The sequence below is a fragment of the Limnohabitans sp. genome (assembly GCF_046052825.1).
Lineage (GTDB): Bacteria > Pseudomonadota > Gammaproteobacteria > Burkholderiales > Burkholderiaceae_C > Limnohabitans.
The window spans coordinates 1-22,982 of record NZ_JAVLFP010000044.1 but is presented as its reverse complement, the minus strand read 5'-3'; the positions used below and the strand labels follow the sequence as shown (position 1 = coordinate 22,982).

The following is a 22,982-nucleotide window of genomic DNA, read 5'->3' as shown; positions in this document are numbered from 1 at the left end:
GTGAAAGGCATGGCCTAAGCGCCCAAAACTCGCAAGCCAGGGCCATTGCCATGAGGCACAGGTGTCGGTTGACAAGGCTGGTGTGTTCATGGGTGTTGATTGTCTGGGGAAATCCATAGGTCTGTTTTTCTGGGGACATCGTCCATCGCTCCCCAGTTGTTGGCAAAATGGTTTGGCGGATTGCGCACGACCGTGCCAAAAGAAAAAACACACAGGAGAACCCCATGCTGGGCTTGATGCAAAACCAACCCTTGTTGATCTCACACCTGATCGACTTTGCCGAACACCACCATGGGGACGGCGAGGTCGTGTCGCGCCGCGTGGAGGGTGACATTCACCGCTCCAGCTGGGCGCAAGTGGCGAAGCGCGCGCGACAAGTTGCCAATGCGTTGGATGGCCTCCAACTCGCCATGGGTGACCGCGTGGCCACCTTGGCATGGAACGGCTATCGGCACTTGGAGCTCTACTTTGGCGTCAGCGGCAGTGGGCGGGTGCTTCACACCATCAACCCCCGTTTGCACCCTGAACAAATTGCGTGGATTGCCAACCATGCCGAAGATCAGGTCTTGTGTTTTGACATGAGCTTCTTGCCCATCATCCAAGCGGTGCATGCCAAGTGCACCACCATTGCGCACTGGGTGGCGCTCTGTGATGCAGACAAATTGCCTGCTGACTCGGGCATTCCCAACCTCGTCAGCTACGAAGCCTGGATTGGACAGCAGTCCAGCCACTGCAACTGGCCCTCAATGGACGAAAACACGGCATCGAGCATGTGTTACACCAGCGGCACCACGGGCAACCCCAAGGCAGCGCTTTACAGCCACCGCTCCACCATCTTGCATGCCTATGCAGCGGCTTTGCCCGATGTGATGTGCCTGTCAGCACGCGACGCCATCTTGCCGGTGGTGCCCATGTTCCACGTCAACGCCTGGGGGATTCCATACAGCGCCGCCATGACAGGCGCCAAGTTGGTGTTTCCCGGCCCCGGCATGGACGGCAAGTCGATTTACGAATTGATTGAAAGTGAACGCGTGACCTATGCCGCGGGTGTGCCCACGGTGTGGCAAATGCTGCTCACCCACATGAAGCCTGCGGGCTTGCGTTTCTCGACCTTGAAACGAACCGTGATTGGGGGGTCAGCTTGTCCGCCGGCCATGATCGATGCTTTCCGCGACGACTACAACGTCGAGGTCTTGCATGCTTGGGGCATGACGGAGCTCAGCCCCTTGGGGACCTTGTGCACTTTGAAGAACAAGCACCTCAACCTGCCTGCTGAAGAGCAAATGAAGATTCGACTCAAACAAGGGCGTGCGATTTTTGGCATCGACATGAAGATCGTTGACGATGCCGGCAACGAACAGCCACACGATGGCAAAGCCTACGGTGACCTGTTGGTCAAAGGGCCTTGGGTGGTGGCGGATTACTTCAAAGGTGAGGGGGGCAGCCCCTTGATCCATGACGCCAACGGCGTGGGATGGTTCCCTACAGGTGATGTGGCCACGATCGACCCCGATGGCTACATGCAAATCACCGACCGCAGCAAGGACGTCATCAAATCAGGCGGCGAGTGGATCAGCTCGATCGACATCGAAAACATTGCGGTGGCGCATCCTGCAGTGGCCATGGCCGCGTGCATTGGCGTCAAGCATCCCAAGTGGGACGAGCGACCCATTGTGATCGTGGTCAAAAAGCCCGGGGGAGATGTCAGCCGTGAAGACTTGCTGAAGTTCTACGAGGGCAAAACGGCCAAATGGCAAATCCCAGACGATGTGGTGTTTGTCGACAGCATTCCGCTGGGCGCCACTGGCAAGATGCTGAAGACCAAATTAAGAGAACAGCTCAAAGGCTATGTTTTGCCTAGTTTGTAAAGAACATCTTTCACCGTACCCGCGTTAAGGGCAATCCCTGAACGTGGGTTTGCGTAAAGTCGTTACGCTTTCAAGTCAATAAAAATCCATTGGAGACAAGCATGACTTTGAAACGACAACTGGTGAGCCTGGCGGTTCTTGGCGCCTTGGCAAGCACAGCATTTGCCCAAAGTGGCGAAACAGTGAAGATCGCCTTGATCGATCCACAAAGCGGCCTCATGGGTCCTTTGGGCATGAACCAACTCAGGAGTTTTCAATTCTTTGCCGATACCTTCACCCAAAGCAATGTGGCGGGCGTGAAGTACGAGGTGGTGGGCTTTGACAACAAACTCAGCCCAGCTGAAAGTCTGAATGCGCTCAAAGCAGCCATGGACCAGGGCATTCGCTACATTGCGCAAGGTAACGGTTCGTCGGTGGCGGGTGCTTTGATCGATGCGGTCAACAAACACAACGAGCGCAACCCCGGCAAAGAAGTGCTGTTTTTGAACTACGCAGCGGTGGACCCTGATTTCACGAACAGCAAGTGCAGCTACTGGCATTTCCGATTTGACGCCGACACCTCCATGAAGATGGAGGCCATGACCACCTTCATGAAAGATCAGCCTGACATCAAGAAGGTCTACCTGCTCAATCAAAATTATTCGCACGGTCAACAAGTGACCAAGTTCGCCAAAGAAAACCTGGCTCGCAAACGTTCGGATGTTCAAATCGTGGGCGAAGATTTGCATCCTTTGGCGCAGGTGCGTGACTTCTCGCCTTACATCGCCAAAATCAAAGCCTCAGGGGCAGATACCGTGATCACGGGCAACTGGGGGTCTGATTTGGCCCTCTTGGTCAAAGCAGCCAACGAAGGCGGTTACAACGGCAAGTTCTACACCTACTACACCGGTGTCACGGGCACGCCCACGGCCTTGAGTACCGGAGGTGCAGGACGCGTGTACCAAATCGCCTACCAACACTACAACATGGGCGGCCCCATGGAGAAGTGGATGGCAGAGTTCAAGAAACGTTACAACGACGACATGTTCACCGGCTCGGTGCCGCACATCTTCACCGCGCTGTCGATTGCCATGAAAAACGCCAAATCGACGGATCCCCTCAAAGTGGCGGCAGCTTTGGAAGGTTTAAAAACCAACAGCTTCAATGGGGAAATTGAATTGCGCAAGACCGACCATCAAATTCAGCAAACCTTGTTTTTGACGGTGTGGCAAAAGGCGGACAAAAAATACCCTTACAGCCCCGAAAACACCGGCATGACCTTGGCGCCGGTCAAAACCTTTGAGCCTTACGTGGCCAGCACGCCCACCAGCTGCCAGATGAAGCGCCCCAGCTAAGCAGGGTCTCATGACGCGAGCGGTGTGCCTACGACACACCGCTCTTTCTTTGGGTGTTTTGCAAGTACAAGGTGTGTGATGGAGTTTTTCTTGATCTCCATGCTCAATGGGGTGAGCTACGGATTGTTGCTGTTCATGCTCAGTTCAGGGCTGACTTTGATCTTCAGCATGATGGGTGTTCTCAATTTCGCACATGCCAGCTTTTACATGCTGGGGGCTTATTTGGGTTACTCGCTCAATGGCTTGTTGGGTTTTTGGGCCGCCTTGGTCATCGCGCCTTTGTTGACGGGTGCCATGGGTGCAGGCTTTGAACGTCTGAGCTTGCGACGCGTGCACAAGTTTGGCCATGTGCCCGAGTTGTTGGTGACATTTGGCCTGTCTTACATCGTGCTGGAGCTGGTGCAACTTCTGTGGGGTCGCACGGCCTTGGAGTTTGCGCCACCGCCCCAATTGCAAGGTCCGGCTTTCACGCTCATTCAACATTCCGTGCACGGGTTGTCATGGGTTTGGGGTGCTTCCGCCACTGAGCTGTGCAGCACAGCCCAAGCCGCAGTGCGCGTGGTGTGCTCGCCGTTTCCTGCCACCCGCGGCTTCATGATGCTGGTGGCTTTGATGATGATGGTGGGCTTGTGGTTGTTGCTCACCCGCACGCGTGTGGGACTGGTCATCCAAGCGGCCCTGACACACCCGGAGACGGTCGAGTCCTTGGGGCACAACGTGCCACGAATTTTCATGCTGGTGTTTGGGGTAGGCACGGGCTTGGCAGGGTTAGCCGGCGTGATTGGCGGCAGCACCTTTGTCACCGAACCTGCCATGGCCGCCACCGTAGGTTCTGTCATTTTTGTCGTGGTGGTGGTGGGCGGCATGGGGTCTTTGGCTGGCGCTTTTTTGGCGTCCCTTTTGATCGGCGTGGTGCAGACCTTTGCCGTGGCTTTTGACTATTCCATGTTGTTGCTGCTGCAGAGCTTGGGATGGCATGCGAGTGCCGCCATGCAAGAAAACTCCGTGCTCAAACTCACCCTGTCACAGGTCGCGCCCATCTTGCCGTATTTGTTTTTGGTGTTGATTTTGATCTTTCGGCCCAAAGGGCTGTTGGGCACAAGGGAGGGTTGAATGTTGCAACGGTTCACCACCCACGCCGAACGCCAAGCTTTCAACCTGACCCGTTGGCTTGTTTGGGGCGGCTTCGCCTTGGTCTTGCTGCTGGCGCCGCGCGTGTTCTCCAGCAATTTGGCGGTCAACTTGCTGTCGCAGATCGGCATTGCGATGGTGGCGTGTTTGTCTTACAACATGCTGCTCGGTCAAGGCGGCATGCTGAGTTTTGGACATGCGGTGTATACCGGGTTAGGGGCTTACACGGCCATGCATGCGCTCAATGCCGCCAGCAGTGGCGCATGGGCTATTCCTGTGAGTTGGGTGCCTTTGGTGGGGGGCATGGGAGGATTATTTTTTGCTGTGCTGTTTGGATTTGTGACCACCCGCAAGTCCGGCACCACCTTTGCCATGATCACCCTGGGATTGGCCGAATTGGTGTTTGCCATGTCGCTGATGTTTTCGGAATTCTTTGGTGGTGAGGCCGGCGTAGCGGGTAACCGCGTGGTGGGACAAGCGGTGTGGGGCATCACCTATGGCCCTGCCATTCAGGTCTACTATTTGACCGCGGCCTACACGTTTGTCTGTGTGGCATTGATGTACGCCTTCACCCGCACCCCGCTGGGACGTATGCTGAATGCGGTGCGCGACAACCCTGAAAGGGTGGCGTTCATTGGTTACAACACCCAGTATGTGCGTTATTTCTCATTCATCATCGCGGGTTTTTTTGCAGGCATTGCAGGCGGATTGGCGTCGTTGAATTTTGAAATTGTCACCGCCGAGGTGGTGGGCGCAGGACGCTCAGGTGCTTATTTGTTGTTCACATTTTTGGGCGGCGCCTCAGCTTTCTTTGGACCCATCATCGGCGCGGTGTTGATGGTGCTGGCCCATGTGTTGCTGTCGGAGTTCACCAAAGCTTGGTTGCTCTACCTTGGGCTGACGTTTTTGTTCATGGTCATGTACGCGCCAGGGGGCATTGCCAGCTTGATCATGAAGAACCTGCGGTTGGCCAGCTTTGGGCGACTGCGGATGCTCTGGGTGGCTTACGTGGGCCTGGGGGCCACCGCCTTGGTCGGGGCCATCGGAGCCGCTGCCATGATTGAGATGGTCTACCACTTGCAACTCAACATGGCGCAGGGCAATACGCTGCACTTTGCCGGTCTGATGTTCGATGTCACCTCCGGGCAAAGTTGGTTTGGCGCAGTTTTTGTCTTTCTCACGGGTGTCGGCCTATTCGAAACAGCGCGCCGTCAGTTCATGCGCGATTGGGACGTGTCACAAGCCGTCATTGAAAAAGAAATCAAACAACGGGAGGCCCAGTGATTGCTTTACAGCTGAAAGAGGTGCGCAAGAACTTTGGCAAAACCGAGATCATCCGGGGCATCAGCTTAGAGGTTCAAGCCGGTGAGCGCGTGGCCATCATTGGCCCCAATGGAGCCGGCAAATCGACGTTGTTCAATCTCATCAGTGGACGCATCCCACCCTCGAGCGGAGAGATTTGGCTGGGGCCCCATCGCATCGATGGCAAGCAACCTTTTGAAATCAACCGCTTGGGTTTGTCCCGCAGCTTTCAGATCACGAACATCTTTCCCAACCTCAGTGTGTTTGAAAACTTGCGCTGCGCCGTGTTGTGGGCTTTGGGCTACAGGTACACGTTTTTGAAGTTCTTGGCAGACCTGGACGATGCCAACGAACGTGCCCATCAACTGATGGCGCAGATCCACCTGGACCACAAACGCGACGTAGCGGCGATGAACTTGACCTATGCCGAACAACGTGCCTTAGAGATAGGCATCACCATTGCGGGGGGGGCTCAGGTCATCTTGCTTGATGAACCCACAGCGGGCATGAGCCTGAGCGAAACCCAACGATTCATTCAACTGATTCGCGAGGTCACGACGGACAAAACCCTGCTCACCGTCGAGCACGACATGGGTGTGGTGTTTGGTTTGGCGGACAAAATTGCGGTGGTGGTGTACGGCGAGTTGATTGCATTTGACACACCACAAGCCGTTCGAGCCAATGCGAAGGTGCAAGAAGCTTATTTAGGTTCTGCGGTGGCTGATCACCAAGCCTCTATTTGACACACACGCGAGACAACTGGATGCTAAAAGTCGACGACCTTCACGCCTTTTACGGCAAGAGCCATGTGCTGCATGGGGTCTCTTTTGAAGTCCAAGCCGGTGAGATCGTGGCTTTGCTGGGACGCAATGGTTCGGGCCGTTCAACCACGGCACGAGCCATCATGGGTTTGGTCGAGTGCAAAGGCACCTTGCACTGGCAAGGTCAATCCATTGCCCACAAAAAGCCCTTCCAAATTGCCCACCTCGGGATTGGCTATGTGCCCGAAAACCGTGACATCTTTCCCAAGCTCACGGTCCATCAAAATTTGCTTCTGGGGCAAAAAGGCAAAGGCGAGGGCAGCCGCTGGTCGTTTGACGACATGTATGCGATGTTTCCGCGTCTGAAAGAGCGAGAGCACACCGAAGCCGGCGTGCTCTCAGGGGGCGAACAACAAATGCTCACCCTGTGTCGCACCCTCATGGGGGACCCAGACCTCATCATCATCGATGAACCCACCGAGGGGCTGGCCCCCAAAATTGTGGAGTTGGTGGGTCAGTATTTGAAAACGCTCAAAGCGCGCGGAATTTCGGTTTTGTTGATCGAGCAAAAGCTCACCATCTCCATGGATATCTCTGACCGTGTGTTGGTCATGGGACACGGCAGCATCGTTTTTTCAGGCTCTCCGCAAGACTTGCGACGGGACCTCAACACCCGCCGGGAATGGTTAGAAGTTTGATCTAGAATCAAAAAAGAACGATCGTTCTTTTTATTGTCCTTTCATTGCTCCAACAAGGAAATCGCATGAGTGCAGACTACAAAGTTCATGGCGACGTGGCCGTGATCACGCTCAACAACCCACCGGTCAACGGTTTGGGCTTGTCCACCCGCCAAGCCATCGTGGCGGGCGTTGAACAGGCACTGGCGGATCCTGCGGTGAAGGCTTTGGTGGTCACAGGCCACGGCAAGGCCTTTTCAGGCGGCGCTGACATCCGTGAATTTGGCACGCCCAAGGCGATTCAAGAACCCAATTTGCTGAGCGTCATCTCAGTGATCGAGAACAGCCACAAACCCGTTGTGGCCGCTGTGCACAGCGTGGCCATGGGCGGCGGTTTGGAGCTGGCCTTGGGGTGCCACTACCGCATCGCGGCACCGGGTGCCAGCATCGCCTTGCCAGAGGTCAAGATCGGTTTGATCCCTGGTGCCGGTGGCACCCAGCGCTTGCCTCGCGCCTTGGGCGTGGAACCTGCGTTGAACATGATCGTCAGCGGCGAAGCCATCAAGAGCGAGATGCTGGCCATGCTGCCCGGTCAAAAGCTGTTCGATCAAATGGCATCGTCGCCTGATTCACTGATGGACGACGCTTTGAGCTTGGCCCGTCAAATGGCCGATGTGCGCCCCTTGCCTAAAGTGCGCGATTTGCCCTGCAAGCACCCGCAAGGCGATGCCTACTTTCAGTTCGCGCGCAATATGGTCAAAGGCATGGCCAAAAACTACCCCGCACCACCCAAGTGTGTGGACGCCGTAGAAGCCGCCACCCAGAAAAAATTTGCCGACGGCATGACTTACGAGCGCGAGCTGTTCATCAACCTGATGTGGACACCTGAGTGCCGGGCCTTGCGCCATTTATTCACTTCTCAACGTGCCGCCTCCAAAATTGCCGATGTGCCCGACACCACGCCGGTGCGCAACATCCAGTCGGTGGCCATCATTGGGGCCGGCACCATGGGCGGCGGCATTGCCATGAACTTCCTCAATGCAGGCTTGCCGGTGAAGCTGCTGGAAACCAAGCAAGAGGCCCTGGACCGTGGCATTGCCACGATTCAAAAGAATTACGAAGCGCAAGTCAAAAAAGGCAAGCTCAAAGAAGACAAGTACGCCCAGCGCATGGCCTTGCTCAGCACCACGCTGAGCTACAGCGATTTGAAAGATGCCGACTTGGTGATTGAGGCCGTGTTTGAAGAAATGGGCGTCAAAGAAGCCGTGTTCAAACAGCTCGATGCAGTGATGAAGCCTGGCGCCATCCTGGCCTCCAACACCTCGACCTTGGACGTCAACGCCATTGCCAATTTCACCCAGCGCCCCCAAGACGTGGTGGGCATGCACTTTTTCAGCCCCGCCAATGTGATGAAGTTGCTCGAAGTCGTGCGTGGCGAAAAAACCGCCAAAGACGTGCTGGCCACAGCCATGGCTGTGGCCAAGAAGATCAAAAAGACCGCCGTGGTGTCGGGTGTGTGCGACGGTTTCATCGGCAACCGCATGATCGAACAATACGGTCGCCAAGCGGGGTTCTTGTTGGAGGAGGGCTGCACCCCACAGCAGGTGGACAAAGCGGTCGAGAAATTTGGCTTTGCCATGGGCCCATTCCGCATGGGCGACTTGGCAGGCAACGACATCGGCTGGGCCATTCGCAAACGTCGCTATGTGGAAAAGCCTCAAATGAAGTACAGCAAAACCGCCGATCTGTTGTGCGAGATGGGGCGCTTTGGTCAAAAAGTGGGCAAGGGCTGGTACGACTACCAAGCCGGCAAGCGTGACGCCATTCCGAACAAAGACGTGGAGAGCATGGTGGTCCAACACCGTGCCGCGCTAGGCATCACGGCGCGCAAAATCAGCGACGAAGAAATTGTGCAACGCCTGGTGTTCTCGCTCGTCAACGAAGCCGCACACATTTTGGACGAAGGCATTGCCGCCAAGGCCAGCGACATCGACATGGTCTACATCACCGGTTACGGCTTCCCGATCTACCGGGGTGGCCCCATGCTCTACGCTGACCAAATTGGTTTGTTCAATGTGGTGCAAGCCATGCATCGCTTTGCGGCCAACCCCCTCGATGACGCCGAGTTCTGGAAACCAGCACCTTTGTTGGCCCGCCTCGCCGCCGAAGGCAAGACCTTCAACTGAACCCCATTTAAGGAATTCCCATGACCAACGCTGTCATCGTTTCAACCGCCCGCACCCCGCTGACCAAAAGCTGGAAAGGTGCCTTCAACATGACCCACGGCGCGACCTTGGGTGGACACGCCATCCAACACGCCGTGGCGCGAGCGGGCATTGACGCCGCCGAAGTCGAAGACGTCATCATGGGCTGTGCCAACCCCGAAGGCGCTACCGGCTGGAACATCGCCCGCCAGTGCGGTTTGGCGGGTGGCTTGCCGGTGAGCGTGAGCGGCATCACGGTGAACCGCTTTTGCTCGTCGGGTTTGCAAACGATTGCCTTGGCGGCGCAACGCATCATCACCGGTGAAGGCGATGTGTATGTGGCTGGCGGCGTGGAAAGCATCTCTTGTGTGCAGCAAGAAATGAACATGCACATGTTCATGGACCCCAACCTCAACAAAATCAAGCCCGAGATTTACTGGAATATGTTGCAAACCGCTGAAAACGTGGCCAAGCGCTACAACATCAGCCGCGACGTGATGGACGAATACGGCGCCGCCAGCCAGCAAAAAGCCTGCGCGGCAGCAGCGGCGGGCAAGTTTGACGAAGAGATTGCCGCCATCACCGTGAAAGCGGGCGTGGCAGACAAGGTGATGGGCTTGATGACCAAGCAAGTCACGGTCAGCCGCGATGAAGGCATGCGTGAAGGCACCACGGTAGAAGCCATCAGTGGCTTGAAATCTGCCATGCCCGGCGGCTTGATCACTGCGGGCAATGCGAGCCAGTTCTCTGACGGGGCAGGGGCTTGTGTGGTGATGAGCGAAGAGCTGGCCAGCAAGCGTGGCCTGAAACCCCTGGGGCGTTTCCTAGGCTTTGCAGTGGCTGGCTGCGAGCCCGATGAGATGGGCATTGGCCCTGTGTTTGCGGTGCCCAAAGTGCTCAAGCGCTTAGGGCTGACTGTGAATGACATTGACCTGTGGGAACTCAACGAAGCCTTCGCCGTGCAAGTGCTGTACTGCCGCGACAAACTGGGCATTCCCAACGACCGCCTCAACGTCAATGGCGGTGCCATCGCCGTGGGTCACCCTTACGGCATGAGCGGTCAACGTTTGACGGGCCACGCCTTGATCGAAGGCAAACGCCGTGGTGCCAAGCGCGTGGCCGTGACCATGTGCATTGGCGGCGGCATGGGCGCAGCGGGTATTTTTGAAGTGCTGTAAATGGCGCTGCGCCACACCGTTGATTTTTTGCTCTACGACTGGCTCCAAGTTGAGGCACTGAACCAACGCCATCGTTTCGCAGACCATTCGCGTGAGACCTTTGACGCGGTGCTCGACACCTGCGAGCGCATCGCTAGAGAAAAATTTGCGCCGCACAACCGCACCGTGGACTCACAAGAACCGCAGTTCGATGGCGAACGCGTGATCTTGCCCCAAGCCACCCACGATGCCCATGCAGCCTATGCCGCTTCGGGCATGCTCAGTGCCGCGCAAGACTATGACGTCGGCGGCATGCAACTGCCTTATGTGGTGGAGTCGGCAGCCAATGCGTTTTTTGCATGTGCCTCGGTCAGCATCGGCGGTGGCATGTTGACGGTAGGCAATGCCAACTTGCTCATGGCCTATGGCAGTGAGCAACAAAAACAAGTGTTTGCGCACAACGAGTTTTCAGGTCGATGGGCGGGCACCATGTGCTTGTCTGAGCCACAAGCAGGCTCATCGCTGGGGGACATCACCACCCGCGCCACGCCCGACGGCGCTGACTTTGCCAGCGACCCACTGGGCCCGCGCTACCGGATCAAGGGCCACAAGATGTGGATCTCGACCGGCGACCACGAACTGACCGAGAACATCGTCCACCTGGTCCTGGCCAAGATTGCGGGTCCCGACGGCAAGCCTGTTGCCGGGGTCAAAGGCATTTCCTTGTTTGTGGTGCCCAAGCACCGGGTGGATGCACAAGGCAAGCTCACGGGCCAACGCAATGACGTGGCCTTGGCCGGCCTCAACCACAAATGCGGCTGGCGCGGCACCGTCAACACCTTGCTCAATTTTGGCGAAGGCAAATACCCAGATGCGCAAGGGCAAGCGGGTGCCATCGGCTATTTGGTGGGCCAACCCGGCGAGGGCTTGCGCTGCATGTTCCACATGATGAACGAGGCCCGCATTGGCGTGGGCATGGCCGCCACCATGCTGGGATTGGCGGGCTACTACGCTTCACTCGACTATGCCAAAACACGCCCCCAAGGACGTTTGAGCGCGGGCCAAGGCAAAGACGCTGGATCGCCCCAAGTTCGCATCATCGAACACGCCGATGTGAAGCGCATGTTGTTGGCCCAAAAAGCCTATGGCGAGGGTGCCTTGGCCTTGGCCCTGTATTGCGCTCGACTCGTCGATGAACAACGCACCGGTGACGCCACAGCAGCCCACGAAGCCCGCTTGCTGCTTGAAGTGCTGACACCGATTGCGAAAAGTTGGCCCAGTGAGTGGTGCCTGGAAGCCAATTCGCTCGCCATTCAAGTGCTGGGGGGCTATGGCTACACACGCGACTACCCGGTGGAGCAGTACTGGCGCGACAACCGCTTGAACATGATCCATGAAGGCACCCACGGCATTCAGGCCCTGGACTTGCTGGGTCGCAAGGTGCGCATGGAAGACGGGCAGGGCATGCGCTTGCTCGCGCAACGCATCCATGCCAGCGTGGCCCACGCCTTGCAACTTGCGCATGAAGCCCATCACTTGGCCGAACACGCCCAAGCCTTGAGCGATGCATTCGAGCAGGTAGAGCGTGCAACACACATGGCATGGACACACCATGAGCCAGCGCAAGCCTTGGCCAATGCCGTGCCTTATTTGCAAGCCTTTGGGCACATGGTGCTGGCCTGGATGTGGCTTGAAGTTGAGCTTGCCAGTTTGAACCAAGGTCCTGAGAACTTAGGGCGTCGAACGGCAGCTGCATTTTTTTACCGTTACGAGTTGCCGAAAATCGGCGCTTGGCTCAAGGTGGTCGCGTCATGCGACATGACCTGCGCCGACATGCCCGAAGAGGCTTTTTAAACAAGGATTGCCATGCAAGAGAGTTTTGGTGCTTACATCCCCTTTGTCGACCATTTGGGGTTTGAGATGGTTTTTTTTGAGGATGGGCAATCCGAACTGCGTTTTGCCCCTGAACCCGAACACAACAACTCCTTCAATGTGGTTCACGGCGGCGCCGTGATGACCTTGTTGGATGTGGCCATGGCCACTGCGGCACGCAGCGTCGAGCGGACCTCTGGCGCCGTCACCATCGAGATGAAAACCTCGTTCATGCGTGCTGCAGTCGGGCCTTTGACCGCCAAAGGCCGTTTGATCCACCGAACGCGCAGCATGGCCTTCACCGAAGCCATGGTGTACGACGCACAAGAGGTCTTGTGCGCCCATTCAACGGGCACTTTCAAGTTGGTACCTCGCGGCACAGCCGCAGACAAAACCAGCACTGAAATACCAACCGATTGATTTTTTTCAGGAGCTGACATGCCATTGAACCATTCCATCCTGCTGGACAACCGCCCTCAAGGACAAGCCAGCGTTGACAACTTCAAGTTGGTGAGCGCCGAGACGCCGGCCTTGCTCGAAGGCCAAGTTCTGGTGCAACACCATTTCTTGAGCCTCGATCCCTACATGCGCGGGCGCATGAACGACAGCAAAAGCTATGCAGTGCCCCAAGCCTTGGGCGAAGTGATGATCGGCGGTACCGCTGGCGAGGTGGTCGACAGCCGGCATCCCAAATTCAAGCCGGGGGACCCGGTGGTGGGCATGGGCGGTTGGCAAAACTACAGTGTGGTCGACGGCAACGTGCCCGGCATGTTGCGCCGTGTGGACACCACCCATGTGCCCTTGAGCCATTACTTGGGTGCGGTGGGCATGCCTGGGGTCACGGCGTGGTACGGCTTGGTCAAGATCATGGCGCCACAAACTGGACAAACGGTCACGGTCAGTGCGGCCAGTGGGGCCGTGGGCAGCAGCTTTGGCGCACTGGCCAAAGCCCGCGGTTGCCGCGTGGTGGGCATTGCTGGCGGGCAAGAGAAATGCGATTACGTCGTCAACACCCTGGGCTTGGATGCTTGCGTGGACTACAAGGCGCACAGCGACTACCTGTCCTTGTCCAAGGCTTTGCGTCACGCCTGCCCAGACGGCATTGATGGCCACTTTGAAAACGTGGGCGGCATGGTGCTAGACGCGGTGATGCTGCGCACCAATGCCTTCGCGCGCCTGGCGGTGTGCGGCATGATCGCCGGCTACAACGGCGCGCCCATGCCCATGGCCAACCCTGCGCTGATTTTGGTCAATCGTTTGAAACTTGAAGGCTTCATCGTCAGCGAACACATGGAGGTCTGGCCCGAAGCCCTGAGCGAATTGGCACACTTGGTCGGCAGTGGCCAACTGCGTCCACGCGAGTCAGTGGCCCATGGTTTGGCTTGTGCACCCGAGGCCTTTTTGGGTCTGCTCCAAGGCAAGAACTTCGGCAAGCAACTGGTCAAACTGGTTTAAAGACCTGACCCATGATTTCAAACTTCGAAGGCAAAACAGCGGTTCTGACGGGTGCAGGCTCGGGCTTTGGCTTGGCGTGCGCCCGCATCGGCGCCCAACGGGGCATGAACTTGGTGTTGGTGGATGTTCAACGCGATGCCCTAGAGGCCGCTCACGAAGAACTCTCAGCCCAGGGCGTGAAGGTGATGTCGCGTTGTGTGGATGTGTCCCAAGCCGACCCCATGCAAGCCTTGGCTCAGGATGTCCACACCCAATTCGGCGCACCGCATTTGGTGTTCAACAACGCAGGCGTTGGCGCCGGTGGTTTGGTGTGGGAAAACTCACTGGCGGACTGGCAGTGGGTGCTTGGCGTCAACCTGTGGGGCGTCATCCATGGCGTGCGCTTGTTCACCCCCATGATGTTGCAAGCGGCCAAGCTTGATGCGCACTACCAAGGTCATATCGTCAACACGGCCAGCATGGCCGGCTTGCTCACACCGCCCAACATGGGCATCTACAACGTGAGCAAGCATGCCGTGGTGGCCCTCACAGAAACGCTCTACCAAGACCTGCAGTTGGTGTCAGACCAAGTGGGGGCCAGCGTGCTGTGCCCGTACTTTGTGCCCACGGGCATTGGACAAAGCCAACGCAACCGGCCCGACGCACTGGCCAGCGCACATCTCACGCCAAGCCAACGCATTGGCCAAGCCATGATGGACAAAGCCGTTCAAAGCGGAAAAGTCAGTGCACAAGAAGTGGCACTCAAAGTATTTGATTCGGTGAGCGCCGATCAGTTTTACATCTACAGCCACCCACAGGCGCTGGGCAATGTGGCACAACGCATGCAAGCCATCGTGTCGCAAAACCAGCCACCAGACCCCTTTGCAGCGCGTCCAGAAGTGGGTCAACAACTTCGGGCTGATTTACGCCACTGAATCACGCCACTGAAGCCGTCTCATGGCCAGGCCCCAGTGCTCAGTGAAAGTGGCCCTCAAAGCAGTGGCGAACCTCATGTCCAATCACCACATGGCTGGGGTTGGGCGTGGTGATGATGGTGCATTGTTGCGCGTTGCCTGTGCCTTCTCGCGTGTGGGAAACTTGTCGGGTCTGAAGAACCGATCCCCCCTAAAAAATGCAAAAAATCACCCGGCAAATTGCTGCCGAAATCAAGGTTTCTGAATCGCAAGTCAAAGCGGCCGTCGAGCTCTTAGATGGTGGGGCCACCGTGCCCTTCATTGCCCGCTACCGTAAGGAAGTCACGGGCGGCTTGGATGACATCCAACTGCGCGAACTTGAAGCACGTCTGAGCTATTTGCGCGAGCTCGAAGACCGCCGTGCCAGCGTTCTCAAAAGCATTGAAGACCAGGGCAAGCTCACCCCTGAGCTGCGTGCTGCCATTGAAGCGGCACCCACCAAGCAAGAACTGGAAGACCTGTACTTGCCGTTCAAGCCCAAACGCCGCACCAAGGGCATGATCGCCAAAGAAGCGGGGCTGGAGCCTTTGGCCGACAAGCTGTTCGCCAACCCAAGTCTCAACCCCAGCACCGAAGCCGAGGCCTTTGTGTTACCCGCAGACAAGATCGAAGGGGCCGACTTTTCCACCGTGGCCGCTGTGCTCGATGGCGTGCGCGACATCTTGAGCGAACGCTGGGCAGAGGATGCCCACCTCGTGCAAGCCTTGCGTGAATGGCTGTGGACTGAAGGGCTGTTTCGCAGCAAGTTGGCGACGGGCAAAGATGAAAACAACCCCGATGTGGCCAAGTTCCGTGACTACTTTGACTATGACGAGCCCATTGGCCGCGTTCCGTCTCACCGTGCTTTGGCCGTATTCCGTGGCAGAGCCCTGGAGATGCTCGACGCAAAACTGATTGCGCCTGAGATAGAAACCATCCCATCCCCCGGAGTGAAGACCACGCCACCCACGCTGGCCGAAGGCAAGATCGCGCTGCATTTGGGCTGGAGCCACCAAGGCCGTGCTGCTGACGACTTGATTCGCAAATGCGTGGCTTGGACTTGGCGCGTCAAGCTCAGCCTGTCCACCGAGCGTGACTTGTTCACCCGTCTGCGTGAGGACGCAGAGCAAGTCGCCATCAAGGTGTTTGCCGACAACCTGCGCGACCTGTTGCTGGCCGCGCCCGCTGGCCCGCGCGTGGTGATGGGTTTGGACCCCGGCATCCGCACCGGCGTGAAAGTGGCCGTGGTCGACAGCACCGGCAAACTGGTGGAAACCGCGACCGTCTACCCCCATGAACCCCGCAAAGACTGGGACGGCTCGCTCTACACCCTGGCCAAGTTGTGCGAAAAACACGGCGTCAACCTGATCGCCATTGGCAACGGCACGGCCAGCCGCGAGACCGACAAGTTGGCGGGCGAGTTGATCAAGCTCATGGCCAAGCACGATGCCGCCAAGTCGATCGACAAAGTGGTGGTCAGCGAAGCTGGCGCCTCGGTCTACAGCGCCAGTGAATTTGCCAGCCAAGAAATGCCCGATGTGGACGTGAGCCTGCGGGGTGCCGCCAGCATCGCACGGCGCTTGCAAGACCCGTTGGCCGAGTTGGTCAAGATCGACCCCAAATCGATCGGTGTGGGCCAGTACCAGCACGACGTGAACCAGAGCGAATTGGCCCGCACCCTAGAGGCGGTGGTCGAAGATTGTGTGAACAAAGTAGGGGTGGACTTGAACACCGCCAGCGTCCCCTTGCTCACCCGCGTGTCTGGCCTGAGCACCACCACCGCCAAAGCGGTGGTGCGTTGGCGCGAAGCCAACGGTGCCTTTGCCAACCGCCAGCAACTGCTCAAAGTGACGGGCTTGGGTGCCAAAACCTTCGAGCAAAGCGCAGGCTTTTTGCGCATCCGAGGCGGTGACAACCCTTTGGACATGACTGCGGTGCACCCCGAAACCTACCCGGTGGTGGAACGCATCATGGCGCAAACCGGCAAACCCGTGAGCGAGTTGATGGGCCGCGCCGACATGCTCAAAACCTTGAAGCCCGAGTTGTTTGCCAACGACACGGTGGGTGTGATCACCGTCAAAGACATTTTGAGCGAGCTGGAAAAACCCGGCCGTGACCCACGCCCCGACTTCAAAGTGGCGCAACTGCAAGACGGCGTGGAAGACATCAAGGACCTGAAAGTCGACATGGTGCTCGAAGGCACGGTCAGCAATGTGGCGGCGTTTGGTGCCTTTGTCGACCTGGGCGTGCATCAAGACGGCTTGATCCATGTGAGCCAACTCAGCAACAAGTTCATCACCGACGCGCGCGAAGTGGTCAAGACCGGGGACATCATCAAGGTCAAAGTGCTCGAAGTGGACGTGGCCCGCAAACGCATCAGCCTGACCATGAAGCTCGATGCCGCAGGGGCGCGACGCGATGGCCCACGCGACAACCGCTTTGAGCATGCCGGCAGAGACAACCGGGCGCGTGGCGGCGGTGGCTACACCGCACCGCCACAAACGGCACAAGGCTCGACCATGGCCAGTGCCTTCGCGAAATTGCAAAGTCTCAAGAAGTAAGCTCAGTTCATGTCCATCACCCGCAACATCCGCATGCTCACCCGCTACAACGCCTGGGCCAATCAGGTGTTATTCGCTGCTCTGGCCAAGTTGCCCGAAGACGCGGTGATGGCTCCCCGTCCAGCGGTGTTTGGCAACATGGCCAACACATTGCAACATGCGCAGGTGGTGGATGTGATCTGGAAAGCCCATCTTGAAGGCGTGCCGCATGGCATGCGTTCCAGAGTGCCACAACAAGACATGCTGCTGACAGCCTTGGCCGCAGCTCAAACGGCCCTAGACCAGTGGTACATCGCCTACGCCGATCAATTGACACCCGCCGCACATGACGAACTGCTGAGCTTTGAATTTGTCGATGGTGGCCACGGCCAGATGACCCGAGGCGACATGTTGCTGCATGTGGTGAACCACAAAACCTATCACCGAGGCGTTGTGGCCGACATGATTTGCCAGTGCGGCGTCCGACCGCCGGTCATGGATTTGCCGGTGTTTTTGCGCGACATACCCAGTCAGCTTTGAGCGCAGTTGTCGTCTATGAAGGCCCTTCACCTTTACGCAGGCCCCAAAGCACGTGCGCACATTGCGCAACATGGCTTGCGGCCAGAACATGTGGGTGTGATTCCAGGGGCAGCAGGTGGGCCCAAGGGCTTGATACTTGGGGCCCTAGATCGCTTTATCTTTGGCGAATGGTTACCCCAGAGTACGCAAGCCATTGATTTGGTGGGGGCCTCGATTGGCGCTTGGCGCATGGCCACAGCATGCCTGGACCATGCCGTGCAAGGTTTTGAACGCCTGGAGCACGACTACATCCACCAACGCTATGAACCACCGGCGGGGCAAAAACGTCCCACGGCACAGCAAGTGAGTGAAGCCTTTGGCCGCAGCTTGAATGATTTTTACGGCGGTCACATCGCCGAGGTGTTGGGCCACCCGCGCTTTCGCTTGCATGTGGTGACCTCGCATGGGCGACACCTCTTGCAGCGGGAACATCCCTTGCTTACGCCCTTGGGTTATGCGGGGGCGTATGTGTGCAATGTGTTGCAACGCAAAGCCATGGGCTTGTGGCTGGAGCGGGTGGTGTTTTCCAGCCCCAAGCATGGCCCATCTCTTCAGCCACACGAGTTTGATTTGCCTTTTGATGCGCGCGACTTTGCGACGCAGCAGGTGGCGCTGAGCGAGGCCAACTTCATGTCCGCGCTGCAAGCCAGTTGTTCCATCCCGTTTGTGCTGCAAGCCGTTCACGACATTGCCGATGCACCCAAGGGCGCGTATTGGGACGGCGGCATCACCGACTACCACCTGCACCTGAACTATGCACCGCCCCCCACCAGCCCCATCGTGCTCTATCCGCACTTTCAACAAGCTGTGGTGCCGGGTTGGTTGGACAAGGCATTGAAGTGGCGCCACCGGACCACCACTTTTTTAGACCATGCTGTGGTGTTGGCGCCCAACCCCGAGTGGGTGAAAACGCTGCCCAACGGCAAATTGCCCGATCGGTCTGACTTTGTGACCTACGTCCATGACTTTGATGCACGCGTGAACGTGTGGCAACAGGCCGCATCGGCCAGTGAACAGTTGGCCGATGAGTTGGCCGCATGGTTGGACAAACCAGACATTCAAAGCGTACAAGGGTTGTGACAAGCCAGGCATCTGCTGATGTGGGGTGGCCCAGCGACAGCATCTCAACCCAGCCTTGCCTGGGCCATCACATGGCAGCTTCGAGCATGTCTCGGTAGTCTTCAGGGCTGGCCAAGCGGGGGTTGGTTTTGTGGCAATGGTCGGCCAGCGCGCCCTCGATCACGGCGTCAAAACACGAACGCTCCACGCCCATCTGCGCCAAACCTGTCGGCAAGCCCAGGCGTGCATTCATGGCCGTGATGGCTTGGGCCACAGCCTGGGCAGCCTGTGCGGCCGAGGCGGCGGACGACGAGGCGTCTGCGATGCTGCCCAGCCCCATGGCATAGGCCATGCGCTGCATGCGCCGGTCGCGCTGCACCGATTCAGCCGCCGCGTTGAAGCGCACCACCGCAGGCAAGAACATGGCATTCAAGGTGCCATGGTGCAAGCGTGGGTTGACGCCGCCCAGGCTGTGGCTCAGCGAGTGCACACAGCCCAAGCCTTTCTGAAACGCCATGGCACCTTGCATGGAGGCACTCATCATGTTCAGGCGTGCCTCGCGGTCTTGGCCGTTGGCTGTGGCGCGTTCGATGTAGGCCCAACCACGTGTCAAACCATCGAGTGCAATGCCGTCAGCGGGTGGGTTGAAGGGCGCAGCCATGAAGGTTTCCATGCAGTGCGCGATGGCGTCCATGCCGGTGGCGGCGGTCAGCAGGGGAGGCAAACCCAAGGTGAGTTCGGGGTCGAGCAGGGCGGCTTTGGGCACCAAGTCCCACGAGTGAAAACCAAGTTTGCGGTCATCGTCGACGATCACAATGGCGCCGCGTGCCACTTCACTGCCGGTACCCGCGGTGGTGGGCACGGCAATCAGGGGGGCCACCGCCGAGGTGATTTTGGGCGACCCGCCTTCGATGGTGGCGTAGGTTTTGAGGGGGCCCGGATGGGTGGCCGCAATGGCCACGCCTTTGGCGCAGTCGATGGACGAACCGCCGCCCAGCGCAATCAGGCCGTCGCACTGGTGGGCGTGGTAGACGGCCACCGCCGCACGCACGGCGGCTTCGGTGGGGTTAGAAGGCGTTTGGTCAAACACTGCGACCGGAACGCCCGGCAATGCGTCCAGCGCTTTTTGCAAAATGCCCACCGCTTTGACGCCGGCATCGGTGACGATGAGGGGGCGCAGGATGTGTGCTTTTTGACATTCAGCGGCCAAGGTGCTGAGCACGCCAAAGTCGATCTGAATGTTCGTGAGGTAGAGAATTTGAGCCATGGCAAACTATAAAAGCCTAATCCACAAATTGCACGCCCCATGAGTCACCCTCGCAACCCTCAAAGTCTGCTCACACCCGCCATGCGCCAAGTGCTGCATGCCATTGCCAAAGCCGGTCGCCCACCCATCGCCATGTTGAGCGCCCAACAAGCCAAAGCAGCCTACGCCGCTGGCGCGGGTGTGTTGGAGCCCGACCCACAAAAAATGGCGCGTGACGAGACCTTGCACATCCCCACCCGCGACGGCGCATTGCTGCCTGCCAAGCTGTGGGCGCAACACCCCAAGCCTCAGATGCCCGTATTGCTCTATTTTCATGGCGGGGGCTTCACGGTGGGCAGCCCGCAGACCCATGAAGCCTTGTGCAAACACCTGGCCCATTTGGCCCAGTGCGCGGTGTTGTCGCTGGACTATCGGTTGGCGCCTGAGCACACCTTTCCCACCGCACACCACGACGCCTTCGATGCTTTGCAGTGGTTGGTCCAGCAGGCGCCAGACCTGGGGCTCGATGCCAAACGCATCGCCGTGGGTGGCGACAGCGCAGGCGGCACGCTCACCGCCGCCACCGCCATTGCCGCGCGTGATGCGGGCATTGACCTGCGTTTGCAGCTGATGTTTTACCCGGGTTGTTCGCCCGAGCACATGCCATCTGCGCACACCTTTGACACAGGTTTTTTGCTGGAAAAAACCAGCATCGACTATTTTTACAAGCACTACTTGCCCAACGCCGCCGACCGCCGCGACCCGCGCTTTTCACCTTTGTTGGCAGGGGACGTGTCTGGCTTGGCCCCGGCTTGGATCGGACTGGCCGAGTGCGATCCGCTGGTGGACGAGGGCATGGCCTATGCCGACCACTTGCGCGCACAAGGCGTTGCCGTAGACCTGGAAATTTACAAGGGCGTGGTGCACAGCTTCATCCAAATGGGCCGCGTCATTCCTGAAGCCTTGACGGCCCATGCCGATGCGGCACGTGCGCTACGCCATGCCTTTGGAGAATCCGCATGACACACCACGACTTTCGCTTGCTGCACCGCCTGCGCGTGCGCTGGGCCGAGGTGGACATGCAAAAAATTGTCTTCAACGGCCATTATTTGATGTACTTTGACACCGCCATGGCCGACTACTGGCGTGCGCTGGCTTTGCCGTATGAGCAAACCATGCACGACTTGGGCGGCGATTTGTACGTCAAGAAAGCCAGCGTCGAGTACCACGCCTCGGCCCGTTACGACGACCAGCTCGATGTGGGCCTCAAATGCCAGCGCATCGGCAATTCATCCATTCAGTTTGTCGGTGCTATTTTTTGTGGCGGTCAGCTGCTGATCACTGGCGAGTTGATTTACGTCTACGCCAACCCTGCCACACAAACTTCGCTGCCTGTGCCCGAGAGCTTGCGTGCCATTTTTCAGGGCTTCGAAGGCGGTCAAGCCATGACCACCTGCCAAGTGGGCACGTGGGATACCTTGAAAGCCAGTGCCCAGGCCGTGCGCACCGACGTGTTTGTCGGCGAACAAGGCATTGCCCCAGAGGACGAGTGGGATGAGGCCGACGCCACCGCCGTGCATGCGGTGCTGAGCAACCGCTTTGGGGTGCCACTGGGCACGGCACGCTTGCTGCAACCCGAAGCGGGCGTGGCGCAGATGGGTCGTATGGCTGTGACGCGGCTGATGCGCGGCTCAGGCTTTGGCCACCAGTTGTTAGAAGCGTTGGTGCAAGCCGCGCTGGCACGCGGAGACACCGAAGTGCGCTTGCATGCGCAGCGCAGCGCCGAAGGTTTTTACAAACGCCAAGGCTTTGAACCGTATGGCGAGCCGTTTGACGAGGTGGGCATCCCCCACATTGAGATGCGTCGCAGCTTGGGCTGAACGCTCAAATCTCGTCGCGTAGCGGGTAGGGCAGGGGCAACAAGTGCAGCAAGGCGCCTTGCGCTGTGCCCAGGTGCAGGCGGTGACCGTCGGTGGCTGAGAGCTGCAACTCGGCAATGGCCAGCTGACAGTCGCCATCGGTCGCAGCTTGAGCCACCAAGCCACAAGGCTGGTTCGCGTCTGCGCTGGAAAAAACCTCTTGGCCCGCACGCATGGGCACATCGGCTTGCACAATGAAGGCACGGCGCTTCAAAGTACCTCTGAACTGGCTGCGCGCCACCACCTCTTGGCCGGGGTAGCAGCCTTTTTTAAAGTTCACCCCATCCACCGACTCATAGTTGAGCATCTGCGGCACAAAGGCTTCAAAGGTCGCTTGCTCCACCCATGCCACGCCACTCATCACGTCAGCCACACACCAAGACTCAACCGCCAATTGGGGGAAGACCGCCAAGGCGGATGTCGCGCCACTGTCGACTGGGGCCAGCCACAAGGCACGTGCCACACCCTGTGAGGGGTAGAGGGTCAGCACATCGGCGCTCTCGGGACCCTCGTTCACCACATGGCGCAACCAGGGGGCCGTGGACGCGTGAGGACCGCACACGTGTTGCACCACATCGCCCGATAGGCCCAGCAGCCTGAACTCGGCGGTGGCATCACTCAGTTTCGCTTTGGCACGCAGCACAAACATCGACAAGCGTTTGAGGGTTTGAGCCAGCAAGTCGCGGCGACACACCAACAACACCTCGTCGGCAGCACGCTTGTACAGCACAAAGCTGGCTTGCATACGACCTTTGGCATTGCAGTACGCCGCCAAGCGGCCATGCTGCGCATCCAGCAGCAGCACGTCTTGCGTGAGCTGGTTGTGCAAAAAGTTGGCGGCATCGTCACCGCTGACGCGGATCACGCCCAGATGCGGAAGGGGGCTGACGCCGTGGGGCAGGGGGGAAGCTGTCTCTTATACACATCTGACGCTGCCGACGAATAG

At 58.3% G+C, this 22,982-nt stretch carries 19 protein-coding genes; 17 read left to right on the top strand and 2 right to left on the bottom strand.

Features of this window, described 5'->3' with window-relative positions; translation table 11 throughout:
• The first annotated feature begins 224 nt into the window (after window positions 1-224).
• From ACKWJN_RS07110 to ACKWJN_RS07040, 15 genes are all read left to right on the top strand, one after another.
• Entirely contained in the window at window positions 225-1,868 is a 1,644-nt protein-coding gene (locus ACKWJN_RS07110) for a 3-(methylthio)propionyl-CoA ligase (protein ID WP_408595653.1), read from the top strand.
• A gap of 101 nt (window positions 1,869-1,969) precedes the next feature.
• Window positions 1,970-3,202, top strand: a complete 1,233-nt coding sequence (locus tag ACKWJN_RS07105) for a branched-chain amino acid ABC transporter substrate-binding protein (protein WP_408595652.1) — start codon at window positions 1,970-1,972, stop codon at window positions 3,200-3,202.
• A gap of 78 nt (window positions 3,203-3,280) precedes the next feature.
• The gene (locus ACKWJN_RS07100) at window positions 3,281-4,315 is read left to right on the top strand and encodes a branched-chain amino acid ABC transporter permease (protein ID WP_408595651.1); all 1,035 of its coding nucleotides are present in this window, start codon (window positions 3,281-3,283) and stop codon (window positions 4,313-4,315) included.
• The gene (locus ACKWJN_RS07095; RefSeq protein ID WP_408595650.1) at window positions 4,316-5,617 is read left to right on the top strand and encodes a branched-chain amino acid ABC transporter permease; all 1,302 of its coding nucleotides are present in this window, start codon (window positions 4,316-4,318) and stop codon (window positions 5,615-5,617) included.
• Complete coding sequence (locus ACKWJN_RS07090; RefSeq protein ID WP_408595649.1) at window positions 5,614-6,378, top strand: ABC transporter ATP-binding protein; 765 nt, start codon at window positions 5,614-5,616, stop codon at window positions 6,376-6,378. Before ACKWJN_RS07095 ends, ACKWJN_RS07090 begins: the two co-directional genes overlap by 4 nt.
• Window positions 6,379-6,398: 20 nt before the next feature.
• Window positions 6,399-7,094, top strand: a complete 696-nt coding sequence (locus ACKWJN_RS07085) for an ABC transporter ATP-binding protein (protein WP_408595648.1) — start codon at window positions 6,399-6,401, stop codon at window positions 7,092-7,094.
• Between the two features lie 65 nt (window positions 7,095-7,159).
• Complete coding sequence (locus ACKWJN_RS07080; protein ID WP_408595647.1) at window positions 7,160-9,259, top strand: 3-hydroxyacyl-CoA dehydrogenase NAD-binding domain-containing protein; 2,100 nt, start codon at window positions 7,160-7,162, stop codon at window positions 9,257-9,259.
• A gap of 20 nt (window positions 9,260-9,279) precedes the next feature.
• Window positions 9,280-10,455 (top strand): acetyl-CoA C-acyltransferase, encoded by a 1,176-nt coding sequence (locus ACKWJN_RS07075; protein ID WP_408595646.1) that lies wholly within the window; start codon window positions 9,280-9,282, stop codon window positions 10,453-10,455.
• Complete coding sequence (locus ACKWJN_RS07070) at window positions 10,456-12,288, top strand: acyl-CoA dehydrogenase (RefSeq protein WP_408595645.1); 1,833 nt, start codon at window positions 10,456-10,458, stop codon at window positions 12,286-12,288.
• Window positions 12,289-12,300: 12 nt separating this feature from the next.
• Window positions 12,301-12,726 carry a PaaI family thioesterase gene (locus ACKWJN_RS07065; protein ID WP_408595644.1) on the top strand — a complete coding sequence of 142 codons (426 nt, stop codon included), beginning with the start codon at window positions 12,301-12,303 and terminating at the stop codon, window positions 12,724-12,726.
• Between the two features lie 18 nt (window positions 12,727-12,744).
• Entirely contained in the window at window positions 12,745-13,761 is a 1,017-nt protein-coding gene (locus tag ACKWJN_RS07060; protein ID WP_408595643.1) for an NADP-dependent oxidoreductase, read from the top strand.
• A gap of 11 nt (window positions 13,762-13,772) precedes the next feature.
• A complete protein-coding gene (locus tag ACKWJN_RS07055; protein ID WP_408595642.1) occupies window positions 13,773-14,675 on the top strand; it encodes an SDR family oxidoreductase in 903 nt (300 codons plus the stop codon).
• Window positions 14,676-14,872: 197 nt separating this feature from the next.
• Complete coding sequence (locus tag ACKWJN_RS07050; protein ID WP_408595641.1) at window positions 14,873-17,254, top strand: Tex family protein; 2,382 nt, start codon at window positions 14,873-14,875, stop codon at window positions 17,252-17,254.
• 9 nt (window positions 17,255-17,263) lie between these two features.
• The gene (locus tag ACKWJN_RS07045; RefSeq protein ID WP_408595640.1) at window positions 17,264-17,773 is read left to right on the top strand and encodes a DinB family protein; all 510 of its coding nucleotides are present in this window, start codon (window positions 17,264-17,266) and stop codon (window positions 17,771-17,773) included.
• Between the two features lie 15 nt (window positions 17,774-17,788).
• A complete protein-coding gene (locus ACKWJN_RS07040) occupies window positions 17,789-18,892 on the top strand; it encodes a phospholipase (RefSeq protein WP_408595639.1) in 1,104 nt (367 codons plus the stop codon).
• 67 nt (window positions 18,893-18,959) lie between these two features.
• Here the strand turns inward: ACKWJN_RS07040 and ACKWJN_RS07035 are convergent, their stop codons facing one another.
• A complete protein-coding gene (locus ACKWJN_RS07035; RefSeq protein WP_408595638.1) occupies window positions 18,960-20,138 on the bottom strand; it encodes an iron-containing alcohol dehydrogenase in 1,179 nt (392 codons plus the stop codon).
• Window positions 20,139-20,177: 39 nt separating this feature from the next.
• On the opposite strand from ACKWJN_RS07035, the gene ACKWJN_RS07030 reads away from it, so the two are divergent.
• Entirely contained in the window at window positions 20,178-21,140 is a 963-nt protein-coding gene (locus ACKWJN_RS07030; protein ID WP_408595637.1) for an alpha/beta hydrolase, read from the top strand.
• Window positions 21,137-21,997, top strand: a complete 861-nt coding sequence (locus ACKWJN_RS07025; protein ID WP_408595636.1) for a YbgC/FadM family acyl-CoA thioesterase — start codon at window positions 21,137-21,139, stop codon at window positions 21,995-21,997. The genes ACKWJN_RS07030 and ACKWJN_RS07025 overlap by 4 nt, the downstream gene beginning before the upstream one ends.
• A 4-nt stretch (window positions 21,998-22,001) precedes the next feature.
• Here ACKWJN_RS07025 and ACKWJN_RS07020 read toward each other — a convergent pair whose 3' ends face one another.
• Window positions 22,002-22,901 (bottom strand): YgfZ/GcvT domain-containing protein, encoded by a 900-nt coding sequence (locus ACKWJN_RS07020; protein ID WP_408595635.1) that lies wholly within the window; start codon window positions 22,899-22,901, stop codon window positions 22,002-22,004.
• Between the last annotated feature and the right edge of the window lie 81 nt (window positions 22,902-22,982).